This window comes from Bradyrhizobium sp. 159 (assembly GCF_023073795.1).
Lineage (GTDB): Bacteria > Pseudomonadota > Alphaproteobacteria > Rhizobiales > Xanthobacteraceae > Bradyrhizobium.
Window position 1 is genome coordinate 26,229 of sequence record NZ_JADPKE010000068.1, and the last position, 21,233, is coordinate 47,461.

Annotated in this window: 22 protein-coding genes, 1 tRNA gene and 1 riboswitch; of the genes, 8 read left to right on the forward strand and 15 right to left on the reverse strand. The window is 65.9% G+C overall.

What is annotated here, in order from left to right:
• Nucleotides 1–3 precede the first annotated feature (3 nt).
• From IVA96_RS18905 to IVA96_RS18935, 7 genes are all read right to left on the reverse strand, one after another.
• On the reverse strand, nt 4–981 hold the full coding sequence (locus IVA96_RS18905; protein WP_247418630.1) for an aldo/keto reductase: 978 nt from the start codon (nt 979–981) through the stop codon (nt 4–6).
• Nucleotides 982–1,088: 107 nt separating this feature from the next.
• Nucleotides 1,089–2,021: a sugar-binding protein gene (locus tag IVA96_RS18910; RefSeq protein WP_247307798.1), complete on the reverse strand. Its 933-nt coding sequence runs from the start codon at nt 2,019–2,021 to the stop codon at nt 1,089–1,091.
• 95 nt (nt 2,022–2,116) lie between these two features.
• Nucleotides 2,117–3,199: an ABC transporter permease gene (locus IVA96_RS18915; RefSeq protein WP_247418631.1), complete on the reverse strand. Its 1,083-nt coding sequence runs from the start codon at nt 3,197–3,199 to the stop codon at nt 2,117–2,119.
• Nucleotides 3,199–3,957: an ATP-binding cassette domain-containing protein gene (locus IVA96_RS18920; RefSeq protein ID WP_247281807.1), complete on the reverse strand. Its 759-nt coding sequence runs from the start codon at nt 3,955–3,957 to the stop codon at nt 3,199–3,201. Before IVA96_RS18920 ends, IVA96_RS18915 begins: the two co-directional genes overlap by 1 nt.
• 12 nt (nt 3,958–3,969) lie before the next feature.
• Nucleotides 3,970–5,292 (reverse strand): xylose isomerase, encoded by a 1,323-nt coding sequence (gene xylA, locus IVA96_RS18925; RefSeq protein WP_247281808.1) that lies wholly within the window; start codon nt 5,290–5,292, stop codon nt 3,970–3,972.
• Complete coding sequence (xylB, locus tag IVA96_RS18930) at nt 5,293–6,747, reverse strand: xylulokinase (RefSeq protein ID WP_247281809.1); 1,455 nt, start codon at nt 6,745–6,747, stop codon at nt 5,293–5,295. It abuts the gene before it with no gap.
• Nucleotides 6,748–6,829: 82 nt separating this feature from the next.
• The gene (locus IVA96_RS18935; protein WP_247281810.1) at nt 6,830–7,873 is read right to left on the reverse strand and encodes a LacI family DNA-binding transcriptional regulator; all 1,044 of its coding nucleotides are present in this window, start codon (nt 7,871–7,873) and stop codon (nt 6,830–6,832) included.
• Between the two features lie 109 nt (nt 7,874–7,982).
• Here IVA96_RS18935 and IVA96_RS18940 point away from each other — a divergent pair, with 109 nt between their 5' ends.
• Nucleotides 7,983–8,513, forward strand: a complete 531-nt coding sequence (locus IVA96_RS18940; RefSeq protein ID WP_247281811.1) for a DUF1003 domain-containing protein — start codon at nt 7,983–7,985, stop codon at nt 8,511–8,513.
• A gap of 55 nt (nt 8,514–8,568) precedes the next feature.
• On the opposite strand, the gene IVA96_RS18945 is transcribed toward IVA96_RS18940, so the two are convergent.
• Nucleotides 8,569–9,033: a GNAT family N-acetyltransferase gene (locus IVA96_RS18945; protein WP_247281812.1), complete on the reverse strand. Its 465-nt coding sequence runs from the start codon at nt 9,031–9,033 to the stop codon at nt 8,569–8,571.
• Nucleotides 9,034–9,075: 42 nt separating this feature from the next.
• Nucleotides 9,076–9,657, reverse strand: a complete 582-nt coding sequence (locus IVA96_RS18950; RefSeq protein WP_247418634.1) for an XRE family transcriptional regulator — start codon at nt 9,655–9,657, stop codon at nt 9,076–9,078.
• A 176-nt stretch (nt 9,658–9,833) separates the two neighbouring features.
• Between IVA96_RS18950 and IVA96_RS18955 the strand changes: the two genes are divergently transcribed.
• Entirely contained in the window at nt 9,834–10,826 is a 993-nt protein-coding gene (locus IVA96_RS18955; RefSeq protein ID WP_247281814.1) for an alpha/beta hydrolase, read from the forward strand.
• Nucleotides 10,827–10,830: 4 nt separating this feature from the next.
• Here IVA96_RS18955 and IVA96_RS18960 read toward each other — a convergent pair.
• Nucleotides 10,831–10,904, reverse strand: a tRNA-Gly gene (locus IVA96_RS18960).
• 171 nt (nt 10,905–11,075) lie between these two features.
• Here IVA96_RS18960 and IVA96_RS18965 point away from each other — a divergent pair.
• The 5 genes from IVA96_RS18965 (at nt 11,076) to IVA96_RS18985 (ending at nt 14,154) form a co-directional block, all read left to right on the forward strand.
• Entirely contained in the window at nt 11,076–11,654 is a 579-nt protein-coding gene (locus tag IVA96_RS18965; protein WP_247418636.1) for a methylated-DNA--[protein]-cysteine S-methyltransferase, read from the forward strand.
• Nucleotides 11,655–11,663: 9 nt separating this feature from the next.
• Complete coding sequence (locus tag IVA96_RS18970; RefSeq protein ID WP_247418637.1) at nt 11,664–12,503, forward strand: AraC family transcriptional regulator; 840 nt, start codon at nt 11,664–11,666, stop codon at nt 12,501–12,503.
• Between the two features lie 57 nt (nt 12,504–12,560).
• Nucleotides 12,561–12,920 (forward strand): VOC family protein, encoded by a 360-nt coding sequence (locus IVA96_RS18975; protein WP_247418638.1) that lies wholly within the window; start codon nt 12,561–12,563, stop codon nt 12,918–12,920.
• Nucleotides 12,921–13,164: 244 nt separating this feature from the next.
• Nucleotides 13,165–13,566: an SRPBCC family protein gene (locus tag IVA96_RS18980; RefSeq protein WP_247281818.1), complete on the forward strand. Its 402-nt coding sequence runs from the start codon at nt 13,165–13,167 to the stop codon at nt 13,564–13,566.
• A gap of 99 nt (nt 13,567–13,665) precedes the next feature.
• Nucleotides 13,666–14,154, forward strand: coding sequence for a hypothetical protein (locus IVA96_RS18985; RefSeq protein ID WP_247418641.1), 489 nt, complete (start codon nt 13,666–13,668; stop codon nt 14,152–14,154).
• On the opposite strand, the gene IVA96_RS18990 is transcribed toward IVA96_RS18985, so the two are convergent.
• The 4 genes from IVA96_RS18990 to IVA96_RS19005 all read right to left on the reverse strand — a co-directional run bounded on the left by IVA96_RS18990 (nt 14,151) and on the right by IVA96_RS19005 (nt 18,616).
• Nucleotides 14,151–15,596: an MATE family efflux transporter gene (locus IVA96_RS18990; protein WP_247418643.1), complete on the reverse strand. Its 1,446-nt coding sequence runs from the start codon at nt 15,594–15,596 to the stop codon at nt 14,151–14,153. The two genes, IVA96_RS18985 and IVA96_RS18990, sit on opposite strands and share 4 nt — an antisense overlap.
• A 163-nt stretch (nt 15,597–15,759) precedes the next feature.
• On the reverse strand, nt 15,760–16,812 hold the full coding sequence (locus IVA96_RS18995; protein WP_247418645.1) for a hypothetical protein: 1,053 nt from the start codon (nt 16,810–16,812) through the stop codon (nt 15,760–15,762).
• Nucleotides 16,813–16,914: 102 nt separating this feature from the next.
• Nucleotides 16,915–17,328 (reverse strand): PAS domain S-box protein, encoded by a 414-nt coding sequence (locus IVA96_RS19000; protein ID WP_247418647.1) that lies wholly within the window; start codon nt 17,326–17,328, stop codon nt 16,915–16,917.
• A gap of 181 nt (nt 17,329–17,509) precedes the next feature.
• Nucleotides 17,510–18,616 carry a 2'-deoxycytidine 5'-triphosphate deaminase gene (locus tag IVA96_RS19005; RefSeq protein ID WP_247281823.1) on the reverse strand — a complete coding sequence of 369 codons (1,107 nt, stop codon included), beginning with the start codon at nt 18,614–18,616 and terminating at the stop codon, nt 17,510–17,512.
• A gap of 110 nt (nt 18,617–18,726) precedes the next feature.
• Nucleotides 18,727–18,806, forward strand: a riboswitch (SAM riboswitch).
• Nucleotides 18,807–18,880: 74 nt separating this feature from the next.
• On the opposite strand from IVA96_RS19005, the gene IVA96_RS19010 reads away from it, so the two are divergent.
• A complete protein-coding gene (locus tag IVA96_RS19010) occupies nt 18,881–20,068 on the forward strand; it encodes an O-succinylhomoserine sulfhydrylase (RefSeq protein ID WP_247418649.1) in 1,188 nt (395 codons plus the stop codon).
• A 173-nt stretch (nt 20,069–20,241) separates the two neighbouring features.
• Here the strand turns inward: IVA96_RS19010 and IVA96_RS19015 are convergent, their stop codons facing one another.
• Nucleotides 20,242–21,225, reverse strand: a complete 984-nt coding sequence (locus tag IVA96_RS19015) for an SGNH/GDSL hydrolase family protein (protein ID WP_247418651.1) — start codon at nt 21,223–21,225, stop codon at nt 20,242–20,244.
• Nucleotides 21,226–21,233: the final 8 nt, after the last annotated feature.

The window sequence follows — 21,233 nt, forward strand, 5'->3', positions numbered from 1 at the left end:
GGCTCACGCTCCGCCCGGCAGCGGCGCCCGCGCATCGACGAGGTTTTGCGCGCGCAGCTCCTGCCAGAAGGCCTGCGGCACCGCCGCCTCCGACATCGCGATGTTCTCGGCCGCCTCCGCAGCATTGCGCGCGCCCATCACCGTGACCGTCACGGCCGGGTGGGCCATGCAGAACTGCAGCGCTGCGGCCTTTAGCTCGGTGCCGTGCTCGTGACAGAGTGCGTCGAGTTCCAGCGCACGCGCGACAAGCGCCGCGTCAGCATCCTGATAATTGAACTTCGCGCTCGTGTGCGGATTGGCCAAGATGCCGCTGTTGTAGACGCCGCCGAGCAGGATGCCGATGTTCCTGGCCTGGCAGGCCGGAAATAGCGCATCCAGCGCGCCCTGGTCGAGCAGCGTGTAGCGGCCGGCGAGCAGGAAGCAGTCGACCGGCACGGCGTCGGCAAAGCGGACCAGCATTTCCGACTGGTTCATGCCGGCGCCGATCGCCTTGACCGTGCCGTCCTCGCGCAGGCGCTGCAGCGCGCGGAAGGCACCGGTGACGGCATCGTCATAGTGGTCGTCGGGATCATGCACGAGCAGGACGTCGATGCGATCGAGCCCGAGCCTGGCGAGGCTTTCCTCCACCGAGCGCATCACGCCGTCATGGCTGAAATCGAACACCGGCCGCTCACGCGGCGTGCCCTTGTAGTGCTCGTCCTCGGCGGCGGCGCCCTCGGGCGCGCGCAAAAGACGCCCGACCTTAGTCGAGATCGCATAGGATTCACGCGGCTGCTGCCGCAGGAACGCGCCGAGCCGCCGCTCGGCCAGGCCAAAGCCGTAAAGCGGCGCGGTGTCGAAGAAGCGGATTCCGAGCGACCAGGCACGCGCGACCGTCGCTTGCGCATCGGCGTCGCTGACGGGTGCGAACAATCCGCCGAGCGGGGCGGAGCCGAGGCCGATCGAGGTGACGTCGAGAGAGCCGAGGCGCGACCGTTTCATTTCCATTGCCTTCCAGGAGTCGTCCTTCCAGCGGCGCAAATCATCTCCCCCGCTCGCGGAAACCGCAAGCGGGGGAGGCACGCAGGAGCGCGGGGCTGGCGGCGCTCCTACTTCAACATCTGTGCAACGTTGTCCTTGGTCACGAGATCGAGACCGGTGTAGACGATCTCCGGCACCTTCTCGCCCTTCTTGATGGCGAGCAGCGTGTCCATCGCCTTCTCGCCCATCTCGAACGGACGCTGGCCGACCAGCGCATTGGCATAGCCGTCGCGCAGGAGCTCAAGCTGCATCTTGAGCGTATCGGCGACCACCAGGGTGAACTTGCCGGAGTCGATGTCCTTCTTGTTCCTGGAGGCGAAGGCCTTGAAGCCTTCAGGAGCGAACATCGGCCAGCCGCCGATGGGAACGATCGCGGCGAGATCGGGCGTTGCGGTGCGCATGTCGGTCATCTGCTGGACCGCGAGCGCGGGATCGTCGTTGCAGAAGGTCGGCGAGCCCGCAACTTCGGTCCATTTCGAGCCCTTCAGCGCCTCGCGCACGCCGTCGACGCGCTCGGCGAGGTTCTTCGCGCCGGGACCGCCCGAAACCATCGCATATTTGCCGCCCTCGGGCCGCATTTTCAGCAATTGCTTGCCGAGCGCGACACCGAACTCCTTGTTGTTGGTGCCGATATAGGCAATGCGCTTGGAGCCCGGTGCATCGGCATCGAAGGTGATGACGGGGATGCCGGCCGCGGTTGCCGCCTCGATCGACTTGGTCATGGCCGCGACGTCGGCGACCGAGATGGCGAGACCGTCGACCTTCTGCGTGATGAAGTCCTGGATGATCTGGGCCTGCGTCGCCGGCTCATGCTCGACCGGACCCTTGTAGATGCACTCGATGTTGCCGAGCTCCTTGGCGCGCTTCAGGCAACCGTCGCGCGCGAAGTCGAAGAACGGATTGTTCATCGCTTTGGGCACGATGACGAAGCGGTAATTCGCAGCGAACGCCGGCGTCGCCATCATGGCAACGGTGATGCCAGCAAGAAGAAGTTTCCTCATTGTCTCCTCCACCCTTCTCTTGCGCCCATCCTTTCGAGATTCGTCCGGGAAGCGGACAGGCGGCATTTTCGTTGCCTCCCAGGAACGACGTCACGTCAGATCATCCGCGAGCGGATGCGATCGACCAGCACGGCCAGGATGATGATCACGCCCACCAGCGTCTGCTGCCAGTAGGAGCTGACTTGCGCCAGCACGAGGCCGTTGCGGATCACCTCCAGCAGCACGCAGCCGACGATGGCCCCCAACGGACCGCCGATGCCGCCGGCGAGATTGGCGCCACCGATCACGGCCGCCGCAATCACGTTGAGCTCGTAGGACGTCGCCATGTTGGCCGGCGCCGATCCAAGCCAGCCGGAGATGATGATGCCCTGGAGCCCCGCGGCGAGCGCGCAGATCACGTAGACCTCGATTTTTACCCGCACCACCGGAATGCCGGTGAGCTCGGCCGCCTTCTCGTTGCCACCGAGCGCGAAGACGTGGCGGCCGAACGAGGTATGGTGCAGCACCACGGCCATCGCCAGCGCGAGGATCACCAGATAGATGAAAGGCACGGGCACGCCGAGCACGTCGCCGGAGGTGAGCGCATAGAAATAATCTGCATCCGGTCCGCCCGGAAAACTGCCACGGCCGTTGGAGACGACGTAGCCGAGCCCGCGTACGATCGAGAGCATGCCGAGCGTGGTCACGAACGGCGACAGGCCGAGGACGGCGATGCAGAAGCCGTTGACGAGCCCGGCGACCAGCGCGACGCCGAGGCCGGCGAGGATCGAGACCAGCAGGATCAGCCCCGGCACGTTGGCGAGCACGGTCTTGCCGTCGGCCGCCATGTGCACGAACAGCGCGCCTGCCGGCGAGCCGGGCGCCGACAATTCGGTCATCACCATCGAGGTGATCATGGCGGAGAAACACATCATCGAGCCGACCGAGAGGTCGATGCCGCCGGTGATGATCACGAAGGTCACGCCCAGCGTGGCAATGGCGATGAAGGAGAAGTTCTTCGCCACGTTCTGCATGTTGCCTTCGGTGAAGAAGTACGGGCTGGCGAAATGCATGATCACCAGCAACACCGCCAGCGCGAGCAGCACATAGCCGGTCTGGGACGCGAAGATGCCGCGCTGCCACCATCTGATCCGGCCGACATTGGCGAAGCTGATCGGAGATTCCATGGGCATGGCCATCACGCCGCCTCCTTCGCGCCGGTGATCAGGGCGGTGACCTCCTCGGGCGAAGTCTGGTGGATCGGCTTGTCGGCGCGCTTCTCGCCGCGGCGCATGACGACCACGCGGTCGCACACCGCGAACACGTCGGGCATGCGGTGCGAGATCAGCATCACGGCGACACCCTGCTCCTTCAGCCGGTGGATCAGGCCGAGCACCTGCTCGACCTGGCGGACCGAAATCGCGGCCGTCGGCTCATCCATCATCACCAGCCGCGCATTGGAGAGCCGCGTCCGCGCGATCGCGACCGCCTGGCGCTGGCCGCCCGACATTTGCTTGACGAGATCATCGGGGCGGGTCTCCGAGCGCAATTCGCCGAACAGCTCCAGCGCCCGCGCCGCCATCGCCTTGTGGTCGAGCAACGCAATGGGTCCGAATGTGCGCTTCAGCTCGCGGCCGAGGAAGACGTTGGCAGCGGCGGTCAGATTGTCGGCGAGTGCGAGATCCTGGTAGACGACCTCGATGCCGACGGTGCGGGCATCGAGCGGTCGGCTGAAATGGACCGCATTGCCGGCAAAGCGGATCTCGCCATGGCTGGGGCGGAAATTGCCGGCGATGATCTTGACCAGCGTCGACTTACCGGCGCCGTTGTCGCCCATCAGGCCGACGACCTCGCCCGGGAACACCTGCATGTCGACCTCATGCAGCGCCCGGATCGCGCCGAACTCCTTGCCGATGCCAGTCAGCTCGAGCACCGGCGTTGCTTCAGCGCTTGTCATCAGCGGCCTTCCTCAGACATGTCGGTTGACCAGGGATTCCAGATATTCCTGCCGACCCGAGCGCGGCTGCGGGTCGAAGCCGGGGCCGAGCGCACGGTCGGCGAGATCGGCGAGCGAACGCTGGCCGCCGAGAATGGCCTGGCCCTCGGGCCCGGCCCATCCTTCGTAGCGCTTGGCAAGCGGTGTGGTGAGCACGCCGGCGTCGAGCATGTCGGCAGCGGCGAGGAAGGCGCGCGCGCAGGCATCCATCGAGCCGACATGGGCGTGGATCAGATCGTCGGGATCGATCGACTGACGTCTGATTTTGGCATCAAAATTGAGCCCGCCCGCGGTGAAGCCACCGTGGCTCAGGATCTCGTGGAACACCAAGGCGAGCTCCGGCACGTTCATCGCGAACTGGTCGGTGTCCCAGCCGAGCAGATCGTCGCCGCGGTTGACGTCGAGCGAGCCGAACACGCCGAGCGCCTCGGCGAGCGCAACCTCGTGATGGAAGGAGTGACCGGCGAGGATGGCGTGGTTCTGCTCGATGTTGAGCTTGACGTCGTTCAGGAGATCGTAGCGCTCGAGGAAGCCGTAACAGGTGGCGACGTCGAAATCGTATTGATGCTTGGTCGGCTCCTTCGGCTTGGGCTCGATCAGGATCGGTCCCTTGAAGCCTATTCTGTGCTTGTGCTCGACCACCAGCGAGACGAAGCGGCCGAGCTGGTCAAGCTCGCGCTTGAGATCGGTGTTGAGCAGCGTCTCGTAGCCCTCGCGCCCGCCCCATAGCACGTAATTCTGGCCGCCGAGCCGGTGCGTCACCTCCAGCGCGGCGCGGACCTGGCCGGCGGCATAGGTGAAGATATCGGGGTCCGGATTGGTCGCGGCGCCCGCCATGTAGCGACGATGCGTGAACAGATTGGCTGTGCCCCAGAGCAGGCGGACCTTCGCGGAAGCCATCTTCGCCTCGAACAGATCGGCAATCGCGTTGAGATTGGCGACGGACTCGCTAAGCGAGGCGCCTTCCGGCGCTGCATCGACGTCGTGGAAGGTGAAGAACGGCACGTCCAGCAGGCGGAACAGCTCGAAGGCAACATCGGCCTTGGCCCGCGCCAGCGCCATCGCATCGGTACCGTCGTGCCAGGGCCGCAGGAAGGTCTCGCCGCCGAAGGGGTCTGCGCCCGGCCAGCAGAACGAATGCCAATAGCAGACCGCAAATCGTAAGTGGTCCTCCAGCCGGCGGCCATGCACGAGGCGGTCCTTGTCGTACCAGCGGAAGGCGAGCGTGTTGTCCGCATCTTTGCCGGCAAAGGCGACAGGCGTGCTGGCCTCGAAGAATTTGGCTGACGCGTTCACTCAGGCAGTCTCCTTCAATGCAGGATAAAGCGCCCGCCAGCGCAGATAGGCCTCGTCATAGGCCGCAGTGACGGATGGGCGGGGTGTGAAGCTCGCGAGCCGCCGCGGGGGTTTGCAGACCTCTGCGGGGTCCTCGCCGGTCGCGGCGATACGGCCGAGCCGCGCAACGCCGAGCGCGGCGCCCACTTCGCCTTCCTCAACGCGATGAACGGGAATGCCGAGCACGTCGGCGCAGATCTGCGCCCACAGCGGCGAGCGCGAGCCACCGCCGACCAGATCGAGCTCAGCAAGCGGCCCACTCGCTGAGCTCAGCGCGGCCAGATTGTCGCGCGCGGCAAAGGCGACGCCTTCGAGCACGGCCTGGACGATCTGCGCCCGCCCGGTCGCACCGCGCAAGCCCACAAAGGCCCCGCTCGCGGTAGCATCGTTGTGCGGCGTACGCTCGCCATCGAGATACGGCAGGAAGGAGACGGGGCTGGGCCCGTCGACGCGCTCGCCGAGCGGTGCCAAGAGCGCTGCGGCCGGAGTCTCCATCACGCCAGACAGCCAGGCGAGCGAGGCCGCGGCCGACAGCATCACCCCCATCTGATGCCAGAGGCCGGGCAGCGCATGGCAGAAGGCATGCACGGCCGAAGCCGGCGCCGGCGCGAAGCGGTCGGTGACGCGGAAGACCACGCCCGAGGTGCCCAGCGACAGGAAAGCATTGCCCGGCGCGATCGCGCCAAGCCCGATCGCGCTCGCCGCATTGTCGCCGGCGCCGCCGGCGACCACGACATCCGCAGTCATGCCCCAGCGCTGCGCGTATTCCGACGCGAGCACCGCGCTCACCTCGCTGCCCTCGACGAGGCGCGGCATGTGATGCAGATCGAGCCCGGTGGCATGCAGCAACAGTGCCGACCAGCGGCGCAGACCAACATCCAGCCACAGCGTGCCGGCGGCGTCCGACATGTCCTCGACCATTTCGCCGGTGAGGCGATAGCGGACATAGGCCTTGGGCAGCAGCACCTTTGCGACGCGATCGAAGATCTTTGGCTCATGCCGCGCCACCCAGAGCAGCTTCGGCGCGGTGAAGCCAGGCATGGCGAGATTGCCGGCGATCGCGTGCAACGACGGACAGCGCCGCTCCAGCATGGCGCATTCGGCGTGCGAGCGGCCGTCGTTCCAGAGAATCGCGGAACGCAGCGGCCGCCCATCCTCGCCAAGCAGCGTCGCGCCATGCATCTGGCCCGACAGCCCGATGCCGGCGACCCGCGCGACCTCGCGCGGATGGCGGGCGGCGAGATCGTCCACCGCGCCGATCGCCGCATCGACCCAGGCGTCCGGATCCTGCTCGGACCACAGCGGCGCCGGGTGCGACAGCGCAAGCTCGCGCGCGGCCGTCGCGACAATCGCGCCGGCTTCGCTCACGAGCACCGCTTTCACACCGGATGTGCCGATGTCTAGTCCGAGATACACGCCATCCTCCCTTTTGCCTGTCGCGGTGCGCGAGCTTGACGTCGCATTCACCGCTGCAGACCATTTTGAAATCCAGCTGCCACTAGGGCAGATTGTCCCGCATCACGATGTCGATCCTGATCTTCTCCTGTTCGCGCAAGATCGGCTCGCCGCGGGCGAGCGCGAGCAGAACGCGCACGGCGGCACGCGCCTCATGGCCAGGGTTCTGCGAGATCGCCGCATGCATCACGCCCTGCAACAGCAGCCGCCGTGTCAACGCGGTGACGTCGTGCCCGACGAACACCACCTGCTTTTCGCGGCCGGCATCGGTCAAAGCCTTGGCTACGCCTTGCGTGCCGGCGCCGACGTTATAAAGCCCGACAATGTCAGCATGCCTGCCGAACAGCCGCGCCAATACTTGCTCCGAACGCTCGTCCTCGTCGCGCCCTTCCAGCACCGGCAGCACGCTGAGACCGGGGAATTCCGTCGCCATCACCTGGTTGAAGCCGAAGATGCGCTCGGCGTGGTCGCGCAGGCCCTGCGAGCCCGCGACGATCGCGACCTTGCCGGACCTCTGGCCGACCAGCCGCCCGACCAGCGCGCCGGCGGTGCGACCCGCAGCGATGTTGTCGATGCCGACATAATGATGGCGGCGCGAGGACGGCACGTCCGAGACCAGCGTCACCACCTTGGCGCCGGCATCGACGAGATCATTGATGGCGGCGCGAACACTCGGATGATCCAGCGCCACCACGGCGATGCCATCGTAATCGCCCGATAGCGCCTCCAGCGTGCCTGCGAGCGCGGAGGGGTCGAACACGTCGGTCGGCACCATCTCGACGCTGAGGCGGCGGGCCGACAGCCAGGCCGACATTTCGCCGAGATAGGCTTCGATCTGCTGCATGAACGGGTTCGAGCCCGACGGCATCACGAAGGCGAAGCGCCGGGCGCGGCTGCGGGCGAGCTCGGCGGCCGCAACGTGCGGCTGGAACGAATTGCGCTCGATCGCCGCCTTGACGCGCCGGACCGTGTCCGGGCGGACGCCCGGGCGGTTGTGGAGGACGCGGTCGACCGTGGCGAGGCTGACGCCGGCCTCGCGGGCGATATCCTTCAGCGTCAGCGCAGTTGGGGTGAGCGTCTCGGCCATGGCTGAAGGCTAGCAGAGGTGTTTTGAGGTGCGCAACTCATTTTGAGGAATGATGGGGTTTGGCTCCGCCCTCCCAGGAACAGGTCCTCCACTCGGCCGTTGCCGCCGCGTGCGTAACGACATCACCCATGATCCCGGCGAGGGCCTGAGCCCGACGCTCGAGCGCAACATCCAGGCGCTCGTCGCGCGTCGCCGTGGGGAGCAGCGGGCTGCCACGAACCAGGAAAAACTCGCCGACGCGATCACGGCCTTCACCGGCAGCATGCCGTTCGTTTATCTCCACCTGGCCATATTTGGTTTCTGGATCATCGCCAATCTGAATTGGCTGCCGGGGATCCCGGTCTGGGACGAAAGTTTTGTGGTGCTCGCGATGATCGCCTCGGTGGAAGCGATTTTCCTCTCCACCTTCGTGCTGATTTCGCAGAACCGCATGACCGCGGCCGCGGACAAGCGCGCCGATCTCGACCTCCAGATCAGCCTGCTCGCCGAGCATGAACTGACCAAGGTTGCCCGCCTGCTCACGCAGGTCGCCGAGCGGCTCGACGTCAAACCTGACTCGAAGCGCGATCTGGAGGAAGCGGCCCGGGACATCGCCCCCGAACGCGTGCTCGACAAGATCGAGGAGACGCGAAGAAGTTGAGGCTGCATGCACCTTGCGCCAGTCGGCTGCATGCACCTTGCGCCAGTCGGCAGGCTCAGCTGGTGGTCAGATCCAGCGTCAGGAACAGGCTGTTGGGATCCTCGACATAGCCTTCGAATGGACCGCAGGCGACGAAGCCGTGGGCCTGATAGAGGGCGTGCGCGGGTTTGAAATAACCCCAGGAGCCGGTTTCCAGGCTGAGCCGCGTCATGCCGCGCATGCGGGCTTCACTGATGATGTGGCGGAGCATCTGGCCGCCGAAGCCGCGCCGGCGTGTGGTCTGCAGCGTGTGCATCGACTTCACCTCGCCGTGGTCGGCCGAAAGCGTCTTCAGCGCGCCGGTGGCGACCAGTGTCTCGCCGTCCCAGCCGGTCCAGAATCCGATGTCGGGTGCACGAAGACCCGAGAGATCAAGTGCATGGGCGCTACCGGGCGCGGTCTGCGCCCGCGCCGCCGTGACGTGATGATCGAGCAGCGCGATGACACGGGGATCAAAGGTGTCGCCGGGGCGGATGTGCATCGTCAGGGCCTCACTCCAGGGTCTCGGATCGCATCGGTGCCCTCACATCTTGCCGTAGGAAGCGCCGCGCCGCGTGATGATGACGTAGCGCGCATCCTGCCGGGTCTCGTTCTCGAAAATCACCGCGCGCATCACGTCGAAATCCAGACAATCGCCCTCGTGCAACCGCACCGCCTTGGCGTCGATATGCACGGCGATGGCTCCCTCCAGCATCAATAATTGTTGGGTGAAGGCGTTGCGGCCCCAGGGACTGTACGGCACCCGCGCGCCGGCCGGCAGGTCGACGACGATGATCTCGATCCCGCTCGCCGCATCGGTTGGCGAGGCGTGGCGCCTTCGATAGCCGCTGTCGGGATCGCGCCAATGCGGCTGATCGGCAAGTCGCACCAGCCGCTCGGGCGGCTTCTCGGCCAGTGCGACCACATCGCTGAGCGACACGTCGAGCGCTGCGCAGAGTTTTCCGAGCAGCGCAGCCGTCGCACTGCTCTGCGCCCGCTCCACCCGCCCGATCATGGCCCGGCTGACGCCGGACCGAGTTGCCAGTTCGTTCAACGTCATGCCGGCCTGGGTCCGCAGCGTCTTCAGGCGGCGGCCGACCGCACGATCGAGTTTCTGCTGGTCCATTTTTTTAGCCCCGGCCTTCATCCAAGCGTTGCCCGGCGCAAGGACCGCATGCCGCCTCGACCAACCTAAGCCGGGCGAGAGGCGAATGCCGGGAGCGCCAGTCCAATATATTAGAATCTTTGCGCAGCCGGGACACCCGATTAGGATGCTTCCCATAAGCAGGACCGGGAGGCGACATGGGCGAGCCGACGCAGCGGACGATCAAGGCCAACGGTATCAGCCTCAACATCGCCGAGCAGGGCGAGGGGCCAATGGTGCTGCTCTGCCACGGCTTTCCGGAAGGCTGGTACTCCTGGCGCCACCAGCTCGAGGCGCTGGCAGCGGCCGGCTACCGCGCTGTTGCGCCCGACATGCGCGGCTATGGCAAGAGCGACCGGCCCGAAGCCATCGACCAGTATACGATCTTGCACATGGTCGGCGATCTCGTCGGCGTGCTCGACGCGTTCGAGGCGAAGGACGCCGTGATCGTCGGGCATGATTGGGGTGCGACAATTGCCTGGCACACGGCGCGCCTGCGTCCCGATCGCTTCCGCGCCGCTGCCATTCTCAGCGTACCCTATCGCCCGCGCAGTCCCGTGCGGCCGACCAGCGTCATGCCGCGGACAGCGGATGCGCAGTTCTATCAGTTGTACTTTCAGGAGCCCGGTGTCGCCGAAGCGGAGTTCGAACGGGATCCGCGCGCTACGCTCGGCGCCATGCTCTTCGGCGGTTCCGGCGAAGGGGCGGCGGCGATCCGCGCCAATGCCGAGCGCGCCGGCAGGACCGTCGGCATCGGGATGGTCTCGCGCAAGGATGGCATGTTGCCGAAGGTGCAGGTGCCGCTGCCCTCATGGCTGAGCGTCGCCGACCTCGATCATTACGGCGCCGAATTTGCCCGCAGCGGGTTTCGCGGGCCGCTCAACTATTACCGTAACATCGATCGCAACTGGGAGCTGATGGCGGCCTTCGAGGGGGTGAAGGTGACCGTGCCCTCACTCTTCATCGCCGGCGACCGTGACATGGTCATTGCCTTCCCCGGTGCCGCCGAGCATCTCGCCAACATGAGACAATGGGTGCCGCAGCTACGCGAGATCAAGATGCTGCCGGGCTGCGGACATTGGACGCAGCAGGAGCGGCCGGCGGAGGTGAACGCGGCGATCGTCGAATTCCTGCGAAGCCTGCCGAACTGAAGCTTGGAGCGGGCGAAGGGAATCGAACCCTCGTATGCAGCTTGGGAAGCTGCCGTTCTACCATTGAACTACGCCCGCGCACGGGTGCTTCGCGCACCTCATGATTAGCCGAGACGGCGCCGCGCGCCAAGCGCTTTGGCGCAGGCAAGCTGACGCTTCTTAACGGTTTGGCAAGATTCCAGGTGCGCCGGATTGTGGCGGTGTTATGATTTCGTGTCTGGGGAGACGTGCACTGAGTGGGGCGTGTGCATGGTGGGGCATGGTTACGCGATCTTCGACACGGCCATAGGGCGCTGCGGCATCATTTGGAGCAGCACCGGCGTGGTCGCCGTGCAATTGCCGGAGGCGCGGGAGATCGACACCCGCCGCCGGATTTTTGCGGTCCATCCCGAGGCGCGTGAGCAACGGCCGTCCAAAAACGCCGAGCTTGCAATCGAGGGCATCGTGGGCCTGCTGCAGGGCAGCGACTCCGATTTTTCCGACGTCAGCCTGGACGCCGGCGGTGTGCCTGGCTTCAACCGGCGCGTCTACGAATACGCCTGCACCATTCCGCGCGGGGACACGCGCACTTATCACGAGGTTGCGAAGGCGCTTGGCGCCTCCGGTGCCGCGCATTCGGTGGCGCAGGCGATCGCAAAAAATCCCTACATGCTGATCGTCCCCTGCCACCGGGTGCTGGAGGCCGGCAATTACACCGACCGACTCTCGCCCTACGCCGGCGTGATCTCCAAGCGACGGCTGCTGGCGCTCGAGGGCGCCCATCCCATCGCCAGCAAGACGCTGTTCGAGGTGCTGCTGCCGGTTGCCCCGCCACGCGCTCCCACCTAGATAGGCGGCATGGACGCGACCACGCTGCTGACGACGCCATCGCTGACGGTCTCCGAATTTCGCTGCGATGCGGGACCGGAGGACACACCGTTTGCGGAATGCCGCACCGGCCATTCCATTGCCTACGTCCGATCCGGCAGCTTCGGCTGCCATTGCCGCGCCGGCTTCTTCGAACTGGTGGCGGGCTCGATGCTGGTCGGCGCCCCGGGCGAGGAATACACCTGCACGCATGAGCACGTGTGCGGCGACGTCTGCCTGTCCTTTTTCCTCAGTGAAGATCTGGTCGACGCGCTCGGGGGACGCCGCGAGGTCTGGCAGGTCGGCGCGACGCCGCCGCTGCCCGAACTGATGGTGCTGGGCGAGCTGGCCCAGACGGCGGCAGATGGCAACAGCGATCTCGGCCTCGACGAGGTCGGCCAAATCCTGGCCGGCCGCTTCATTGAGGTCGTCTCGGGCAAGGCGCGCAGGCCGGCGCGGCCCACTGCGCGCGACCGCCGCCGCGCGGTGGAAGCCGCGCTGTGGATCGACGAGAACTCGCGATCTGAGCTCGACCTCGAACAGGCCGCACGGCAGGCCGGCCTCAGCCCGTTCCATTTCCTGCGGCTGTTCTCGGCCGTGCTCGGTGTCACCCCGCATCAATATCTGGTGCGCTCGCGCCTGCGGCACGCCGCGCGGCTGCTCACCGAGGACGATACCGCGGTCACCGACATCGCCTATGACGTCGGCTTTGGCGATCTCTCCAACTTCGTTCGCACCTTCCATCGTGCCGCGGGCGTCTCGCCGACCAAGTTCCGGCAGGCCTCGAAGGGACAGCGCAAGATTCTCCAAGAGCAGCTTGCCCTCAACTGACTAGGGTCGTCTCCGGCGCGCGCCATCAAGCGGCGCGCTTCTGCAATGGAGACGATCATGTACGACCACATCGGATTGCGCGTTGCCGACCTCGACGCCGCCACGCGCTTCTACACCGCAGTGCTCGCGCCGCTCGGTCATGTCCTGTGCTCGAGCGGCGACGGCTATGCCGGCTTCGGGCCGAAGGGCGAGCCGGCGCTGTGGCTGCACCTGAACAAGGGACGCAAGGCCGACGGCGCGCATATCGCCTTCCGCGCCAAGGATCATGACGCGGTCAAGGCGTTCCACAGCGAAGGCCTGAAGAACGGCGGCCGCGACAATGGCGGCGCCGGGCCGCGCAAGGATTACAGCCCGACCTATTATGCGGCGTTTTTGATCGACCCTGATGGCAACAATGTCGAGGCGGTTTGTGCGTGAGCGTGCTCGCGCCTCGCTACAAGTCGTCATGCCCCGGCTTGCCGCCTTCGCTAAAGCTTCGGCGGCCGAGCACCCTTGAGGCCGCGGCGTAGGCTTGGCGGAGCCGGGACCGGGCATCCAGTACGCCGCGGCTTCTCGATCCTATCACGTCGGTCTCTGGAATACTGGATCGCCCGATCAAGTCCGGCGATGACGCCTGAGATGACGGCCCTATCGCCCGCCTCTCCACACCATAGGAATCCCCATGGCCTCCATCCACAATGACATTCCCCTTCCCGCCTCCGCGCGCGACGTCTGGGACGCGGTGCGCGATTTCGGCGCGCTGCATCAGCGGCTGGTGCCGGGCTTCGTCACCGCCTGCAACCTCGACGGCGATGCGCGCATCGTCACCTTTGCCAACGGTTCGGTGGCACGCGAGGTGCTGGTCGATTGCGACGACGCGCGACGACGGCTGGTCTATGCGATCAACAACGAGCGGCTGAAGCACTACAGCGCCTGCGTGCAGGTGATCGCCGAGGACGAGACGCGGTGCCGCCTGGTCTGGACCATCGACATGTTGCCGAACGAGCTTGCATCCTATGTTCAGGGACAGACCAGCGAAGCCGTGATCGCGTTGCACAGGGCTTTTCCGCCCGCCGCGGCGTGACCTTTCTCACAGCGATCCGCCCTCGCCAGCCGTAAACATGCGACGTGCGTCCGGTTGGCTCCGCTCTCCCGGCGGAGCCGCGCACGCGAGGAGCATGCCATGAGAGGTGCGGACAAGGTGATCTGCCAGGCGGCCGCCGTGCTGCTGTTGTTTTCCGTCGCGAGCACGCCGGCGAAGGCGCAGCTTGCGGGTTTTGGTGGTGGTGCCGGTGGCGAGGACATGATGGCCCAGATGGCGCCAATGCTGGAGATGATGAAGGCGAAGATGGGCAAGCGCCGCTTCGCCATGCTGATGCAGACCATGGGCCCGATGATGAGTCGCATGATGGAGAACGGCGGCGGGCTCGGCGGCATGATGGGCGGCGGCCTGTCCGGCGGCAATCTCGGCGGCGGCTTCGGTGCGCCGAACTACGGCGGCTACACGCCGATGAGCGCCGGCTATATGCCGGCCGGGCTCGGCGGCATGGGCGGCCGCGACGTCATGGGCATGCTCGGCGGCGCCGGAGGCGGAGACATGATGGCGATGATCCCGCAATTGATGCGGCTCGCCAATGCCGGCGGCGGCCATCGCCGCCACAGGCATCGCTAGTCGGCAGCAGCTGACAGAGCTGGCCTGATCGCAGGTTTCATCTTGCGCGGTCCCCAGCGGGTCAGCACCACGCTGGAGCACGACAGCAGGCCGAGCACGACCATCGAGCTTGCGGCGAGCCAGAAGAAGCTCTGCGCTGTAGCGCCGTGGGCCGACAGCCACCAGCCACAAGCGGCGATGTAGATCAATCGCGCGGTCTGCGCCAGCACCGGCCCGATCACCTTGGCGGCGCCCTGCGAGGAGAAATACATCGTCGTTGCAAGGCCGAAGAAGGCGTAGAACGGTCCGACCGTCGAGAGATATTGATGGCTCGCCGCGCGCACGGCCACGCTGTCGGTGAAGATGTTGACCCAGAGATCGGGGAAGATCGCAACGAGGCATGCCGGCGCGCCGACCGCCACGAAGGCCGCAGCACTGGCGATCCAGGCGATGCGCCGGGCGCGCGCGATGCGGCCCGCCCCGATCGCCATCCCGACCATCGGCACACAGGCGATGCCGAACGAGAATGCGATCGAGGTCAGCAGGAATTCCAGCCGCGCGCCGATACCGTAGCCGGCGAGGATCGCGGTGCCGAACTGCGCCAGCATGTGAGTGAAGATCGAGATCGTCAGCACCGATTGCAGCGGCGAGAAGCAGGCGATGGCGCCGACCTTCAGGATGTCGAAAAACATCGCCCATTGGATGCGCAGGCCGCGCAGCTTCAGGACGATTCGGGCGCGGCCGGAGAACAGATACCAGCCCATCACGCCGATGTTCATGCAATAGGCGATCAGCGCGCCGGCCGCGACGCCGCGCATGCCGAGCTGCGGCACCGGCCCGAGCCCAAGGCCCAGCGTGCCCCCCAGCACAATCTGCCAGACCGCCGAGTTGAGGATCAACAGCGACGGCAGCTTCATGTTGCCGGTACCGCGCAGGACGCCCGCCAGGGTGTTGAGCAGCCAGGGCAGCACCGCGCCGCCGAAAAACACCTGCGTGTAGGCGATGGCGTGGGTCAGCACATTGCCGCGGCCGCCGAGCAATTCCAGCAGGCGCGGCCCGAAGATCAGCATTCCCAGCATGAAGACGAGACCGAAGCTGATGCCGATCAGAATCGCGTGCACGGCGAGCGTTCCGGCGCGCTCGCGATCCCCGGCGCCGAGCGCACGCGCGATGGCGGAGGCCACCGCGCCGCCCATGGCGCCGCCCGACATCGTCATGGTCAGAATCACGGTCGGAAACACCAGCGCCATCGCGGCCAGCGCCTCGACGCCGAGCCGGCCGACATAGGAGGTCTCGGCGATCACCACGCACATGCCGGCCGACAACCCGATCACGTTCGGCCAAGCGAGCCCAAGCAGCGTGCGCAGGATCGGACCGTCGGTCAGCGCGCTCCTGACCGGTCGCGGAGGCGGCGGCAGCGGGCGCTCCTGTTCATCGACCGGGATTTCGGCGATGTCGGACATGTCTTCTCCCGGACACGAGCGCCATTTGCGGCGCGGCAATAAACAGGTGTGCCAATCAATCTATTCGCGCGCAGGGCGCGGCAGGGCTTGTTAGCATGGCGGGCGCCGATTCCTCCTGCGTCAGGTGCAGGCGTGCCCTGCGGCAGCGGCTTGTCACCCTCGCCTATTCGATCGTCCAGACCAGCGGCGGGCGGCCGCCCTTCGCGGTGTGCATGCGCACGCCTATGTTTCTTCCGCATCCTGCAGCGAGGCCTTCGAACAATCCTTCCAGCACCTTGGCGCAGGTTTGGTGATAGTCGGCGACATCGTCCATCAGCCTCCAGCTCTGCTGATGGATTGCAAAGGCGCCTTCGGATTGCGAGGTCTCGGCCGCATCGTCCTGCGCGGCAAACAGCGCGCTCAGGAACGATGCGAATTCGCCCGCACCGCCGCGGCTCATCGCCAGCGCCGCCGCGACCTCGTCGAAATATTGCATGCCGATCAGCTTGCCGGTGAGATGCAGGAGATAGCCGGCGTCCTCGGGGCCGAACAGCTGCACGATCACGGGCGCGGCGGTGCGGACATATTCCATTGCGTAGTTGCGATAGGCTTTTTCGAGCCGCGGTTTCGGCCAGCTCGCCACCGGCAAAGCCGGCGCGGTCTTCGCATCGAACGTAGGGGCCTCCAGATGCCGCGCGAACACCAGGCGCTGGTCGAGATCGAGCGGATGATCGTATTGATGATAATAGCCTTCGAGCCCATCCTGGCCGTCGACGCTCTGCTTGGTGCAGACGAAGCCGAGGCGGAGATCGCCGAGGGCTACGCCGTTGTTGGCGTGCCAACCACGCAGCATCGCGCAGCTGATTTCGCCCGGCACGCCGCAGATTGCGGTGCCCCTCCAGATCCAGCGCGGCGGCGGGTAGCGGATCCAGGCCTTGGTGTCGCTCTCATACATGTATTCGACGTGCACACCGCCGATCCAGTTGGAGAGATAGTGGTATTGCGCGGCAGCCACCGCCGGCGGCAGATGACGGAGGCCGAGCTTTTCCAGCCCCGGCAGGAAGCGCTCCTGCTGCTGGCGGCGGAACACGCGGAAGACGAATTCAGCGGCATCCGCCGTGCCGCGCCGCGTGACCACGGTGAGGATCAGGCCGGTGAAGTAGGCGTGATAGAGATCGGCGACCGCGCGCCAGCGTTTCCATTGGGCTTGCTGCGCTGTGTCTGATGCGGCGGTCATGTTCGCTCCCGATCCTTGTTTTGTCGAATGTGTCACTGCACCCGGTGACAGGCAACATGGCACGCATGCAGACGCCCTGCACGACGGCCCGTCAATTCCGCATCACGAATTTTGCGCAGCCTTGGCCGCGCGTTCGCGCTCGATGCGCTCCGTCACGTCGCGCGCCATCGCGACCGATCCGAGCACGGCTCCGCCGGCATCCTGTACCAGCGCAAAGGTCATCTCAATGTAGAGCTTGCGCCCGCTCTTGTGCAGCGCGCGTGTCAGCGTCGGCTTGCCTGCAAGCTTCATCGTGCCGCTGGCCAGCGCAGCCTCGAAGCCTTTCCAGTGCGCGGCGCGCAGATGCTCGGGAATGATCAGATCGAGGTTCTGGCCGAGCGCCTCCCCGGCGGAGAAACCGAACAAGGCGGCCGATGCTCGATTCCAGCGCGTGATCGTGCCGGAGCGATCCGAATAGATCAGCGCGTCCGCGACGTCGTCGATGATTCTCGCGTCGAGTTGGGATGGATTGGTCATGACACCACCTCGCATGTAGCCCGGATTTGGGCCCGCATCCTGACACATACTCGGTGTCGTCACCCGACTTGATCGGGCGATCCAGTACTCCGCTGCGGAAGTTTTTTGCAACGAACTATCGCCGCAGAGTACTGGATGCCCCGGCCAAGCCGGGGCATGACAGCGGAGCGTGGGGCTAACACTACACCCGGAAATGCTTGCTCAGTTTCAGCCCCTGCGCCTGGTAGTTCGAGCCGATGCGCTGGCCGTACATCGCATCGGGACGCGCCAGCATCTTCTCGTAGACGAGGCGGCCGACGATCTGGCCATGCTCGAGGATGAAGGGCACCTCGCGCGAGCGCACCTCCAGCACGGCGCGCGCGCCTTGCCCGCCGGCACCGGCATAGCCGAAGCCGGGATCGAAGAAACCGGCATAATGCACGCGGAATTCGCCGACCAAGGGATCGAAGGGCACCATCTCCGCGGCGTAATCGGGCGGGACCTGCACGGCCTCTTTCGAGGCCAGGATGTAGAACTCGCCGGGATCGAGGATCAGGCTGCCGTCGGGACGGGCCGACATCGGCTCCCAAAAATCTTCCACCGCATAGCCCGAGCGGCGGTCGACGTCGACGACGCCGGTGTGGCGCTTGGCGCGGTAACCGACGAAGCCGTTGGCCTTCTCGCCGGAGAGGTCAACCGAGACAGCGACGCCGCCGGACAGATCTGCATCGTCGATGTCGACGAGGCGCTCGGTCGCATGCAAGCCATCGAGCTCGTCGGCATTGAGGATGGCGTCACCGGTGCGGAAGCGTACCTGGGACAGGCGCGAGCCCTCGCGCACCAGCACCGGAAACGTCTTCGGGCTGATCTCGGCATAGAGCGGGCCGTGATAACCGGCGCCGATCATGTCGAAGCGGCGGGTCCCGTCGGCGATCACGCGGGTGAAGACGTCGAGCCGGCCGGTCGAGCTCTTGGGATTCGCGGCCGCGACGATCTCCGGCGGCAGCGCGAGGCTCTCCAGCAGCGGCACGATGTAGACGCAGTTGGTCTCGAGCACCGCGCCGTCGGCAAGGCTGAACTCGTGCAGCTTCAATTCGTCGATGCGCTCGGCGACGGTGGCGCCGGGACCGGGCAGGAAGCTGGCGCGGACGCGATAGGCGATGTCGCCGAGGCGCAGATCGAGGCTCGCCGGCTGGATTTGGCTTTCGACGAAGTCGTAGGCGGGCAGGATCAGCCCCGCCTCTGCCATCGCCGCAATCATGCGGTCAGGCAGGATACCATTGGCGTCGGCAGCGACCGTGAACGTCAACCGGGGGTCCTCATCAAGGGGCAAACGCATCCCGAGATACGGGAAATACTAGCCTTTTACGGCTATCCGATGGACGCCTTGACGGAAAGGGCATTGCGGAATATGAGCATCACTTATCCCGTGGTGATTTGAGCCGGCCGGCTTGCAGCCACGTTAAATAAGTCGCTAAACAGGCCGGGGACCTCTGTGATCCCGGCCCGTGGAGATATCCAGGCCGGTTTTTTTGTGACCATTTTTTGCTCGAATGGTCATGTCGGAGGTCCTATGACGAAGTCGCCTGCCACTTACCGTCCCGAAACCCGCCTGGTCCATTCCGGCACCCTGCGCTCGCAATATGGCGAGACGTCGGAGGCGCTGTTCCTGACGCAAGGGTACGTCTACAACAGCGCCGAGGAGTGCGAGGCGCGGTTCAAGGGCGAGGACCCCGGCTTCATCTATTCGCGCTATTCCAATCCGACCATCGCGATGTTCGAGCGCCGCATGATCGAGCTCGAAGGCGCCGAAGCCGCTCGCTCGGCGGCCACCGGCATGGCCGCGGTGACGACTGCGATCCTGGCGCCCCTGAAGGCGGGCGATCATGTGGTGGCGTCGCGCGCGCTGTTCGGCTCGTGCCTCTATGTGGTGCAGGATCTGCTGCCGCGCTACGGTATCGAGACCACGCTGGTCGACGGCCTCGACCTCGACCAATGGCAGCGCGCTCTCAAGCCGAACACCAAGACGTTCTTCCTGGAGAGCCCGACCAATCCGACGTTAGATGTGCTCGACATTCCCTCGATCGCCGAGATCGCGCACAAGGGCGGCGCGCGACTGGTCGTCGACAACGTGTTCGCAACCCCGATCTGGCAGAGCCCGCTCGCGCTCGGGGCCGACGTCGTGGTCTATTCCGCGACCAAGCATATCGACGGCCAGGGCCGCTGTCTCGGTGGCATCATCCTGTCCTCGGAAGCCTTCATCGCCGAGCACATCCACAATTTCATGCGCCAGACCGGCCCGTCGATCTCGCCGTTCAACGCCTGGGTCCTGCTCAAGGGCCTGGAAACGCTGGGCGTGCGCGTGCGCGCGCAGACCGACACCGCAGCGCGCATTGCCGAGGTGCTGGCGAGCCATCCCAAGATCTCGCGGCTGGTCTATCCCGGCCGCGCCGATCATCCTCAGGCCGCGCTGGTGAAGAAGCAGATGCGTGGCGGCTCGACGCTGGTCGGCTTCGAGGTGAAGGGCGGCAAGCAGGCGGCGTTCCGCGTGCTCAATGAGTTGAAGCTGGCGAAGATCTCCAACAATCTCGGCGACGCCAAGAGCCTCGTCACGCATCCGGCCACTACGACGCATCAGCGTCTGAAGCCCGAAGACCGCGCCGCGCTCGGCATCAGCGAAGGCTTCATCCGCTTCTCCGCCGGGCTCGAGCATGCGGAAGATCTGATCGAGGATCTGACGGCGGCGCTGGAGAAGGCGTGATCTTCTTACCCTCCCCTGGAGGGGGAGGGTCGGCTCACATGGAGCGCAGCGAAATGTGAGACGGGGTGGGGTGACGGTCTTTCCGCATCCAACGCTGCCCGAGCGGAGAGATCACCCACCCCGCTCGCCTGTGCGCGATCGACCCTCCCCCTCCCAGGGGAGGGTGAAGCAACCTACATCGGCCGATACGTGCGCACATCCGCGGGCACGTTCACACCGAGCTTGATCTGGCCGACGGAGCGGATGATGTCATCGGCGAGGAGTTGGGCGAAGCATGCGTAGCCCCAATCGTTCATGTGCAGGCCGTCGGCGATAACGAAACTCTCGACCGGGATCGCCTGCTTCTCGTGCCAGTCGCGCATCACCTCGAAGCGCGGGAAGATGCCAACGTGACGGAGCTCGGCGACGTTGCCGAGCAGCTTCACCATCTTGCCGGCGCTCTCGGCGCGCTGGTTGACCGCCGGCGAATATTGCGGATCGACCAGCACGATGTCGGCGCCACCGGCGGCCTGGATGCGGCTGATGCCGTCCTCGACCAGTTTTGCGGTATCGGCGGGATCGAGATTGCGCAGCACGGCGTTGGTGCCGACCTGCCAGATCACGAGATCCGGATGCACGTCGATGACCTGCGTCTGGAGGCGCTTCATCATCTCGGGCGCATCCTCGCCACCGACGCCGGCATTGATGACGGTGATGTCAGCGGTCGGATAGTGCCGGCGCAGCTGTGCGGCGAGACGGTTCGGATAACTGAACTCCGGCGAGCTCGCACCGAATCCTGCGGTGGACGACGAGCCGAACGCGACGATGACGACGGGCTGGCCGGCGACGAGCTTGCTTGCGACACGCGGCAGCGAGCCCATCGCCTTCGAGCCGCCCTTCGGCGGCAGGCAGGGCACGCGGCTGAAGATGTCGCCGGCGGACTTTGCGACTTCCTTCACCTTGTCGATGGCGCGCGCCGTGACGCCGCGCTGCTCGGGGGACGTCGCGGCGACGGTGGTCTGGGAGGGCGGTGCGGCAGCGGAATCAGCCGGCTGCGCGGGCGTCGCCTGAGCGGCTTGCGTCTGCGCGCGCGGCTGCGAAGCGGGCATCAGCAGCAGCAGCGCCGCCGCCGCGGGCGCCAGCCATGACGTCAGGCAAAAAGGGCGGAGAGAACTCATTAACGCTA

Bases quoted from the DNA above. Each gene is read 5' to 3' on its own strand.
- IVA96_RS18905 (WP_247418630.1), bottom strand. From the start codon at position 981: ATGAAACGGTCGCGCCTCGGCTCTCTCGACGTCACCTCGATCGGCCTC.
- IVA96_RS18910 (WP_247307798.1), bottom strand. From the start codon at position 2,021: ATGAGGAAACTTCTTCTTGCTGGCATCACCGTTGCCATGATGGCGACG.
- IVA96_RS18915 (WP_247418631.1), bottom strand. From the start codon at position 3,199: ATGGCCATGCCCATGGAATCTCCGATCAGCTTCGCCAATGTCGGCCGG.
- IVA96_RS18920 (WP_247281807.1), bottom strand. From the start codon at position 3,957: ATGACAAGCGCTGAAGCAACGCCGGTGCTCGAGCTGACTGGCATCGGC.
- IVA96_RS18935 (WP_247281810.1), bottom strand. From the start codon at position 7,873: ATGGCCGAGACGCTCACCCCAACTGCGCTGACGCTGAAGGATATCGCC.
- IVA96_RS18945 (WP_247281812.1), bottom strand. From the start codon at position 9,033: ATGCACATCCGCCCCGGCGACACCTTTGATCCCCGTGTCATCGCGCTG.
- IVA96_RS18950 (WP_247418634.1), bottom strand. From the start codon at position 9,657: ATGGACCAGCAGAAACTCGATCGTGCGGTCGGCCGCCGCCTGAAGACG.
- IVA96_RS18955 (WP_247281814.1), top strand. From the start codon at position 9,834: ATGGGCGAGCCGACGCAGCGGACGATCAAGGCCAACGGTATCAGCCTC.
- IVA96_RS18965 (WP_247418636.1), top strand. From the start codon at position 11,076: ATGGTGGGGCATGGTTACGCGATCTTCGACACGGCCATAGGGCGCTGC.
- IVA96_RS18970 (WP_247418637.1), top strand. From the start codon at position 11,664: ATGGACGCGACCACGCTGCTGACGACGCCATCGCTGACGGTCTCCGAA.
- IVA96_RS18975 (WP_247418638.1), top strand. From the start codon at position 12,561: ATGTACGACCACATCGGATTGCGCGTTGCCGACCTCGACGCCGCCACG.
- IVA96_RS18980 (WP_247281818.1), top strand. From the start codon at position 13,165: ATGGCCTCCATCCACAATGACATTCCCCTTCCCGCCTCCGCGCGCGAC.
- IVA96_RS18985 (WP_247418641.1), top strand. From the start codon at position 13,666: ATGAGAGGTGCGGACAAGGTGATCTGCCAGGCGGCCGCCGTGCTGCTG.
- IVA96_RS18990 (WP_247418643.1), bottom strand. From the start codon at position 15,596: ATGTCCGACATCGCCGAAATCCCGGTCGATGAACAGGAGCGCCCGCTG.
- IVA96_RS18995 (WP_247418645.1), bottom strand. From the start codon at position 16,812: ATGACCGCCGCATCAGACACAGCGCAGCAAGCCCAATGGAAACGCTGG.
- IVA96_RS19000 (WP_247418647.1), bottom strand. From the start codon at position 17,328: ATGACCAATCCATCCCAACTCGACGCGAGAATCATCGACGACGTCGCG.
- IVA96_RS19010 (WP_247418649.1), top strand. From the start codon at position 18,881: ATGACGAAGTCGCCTGCCACTTACCGTCCCGAAACCCGCCTGGTCCAT.
- IVA96_RS19015 (WP_247418651.1), bottom strand. From the start codon at position 21,225: ATGAGTTCTCTCCGCCCTTTTTGCCTGACGTCATGGCTGGCGCCCGCG.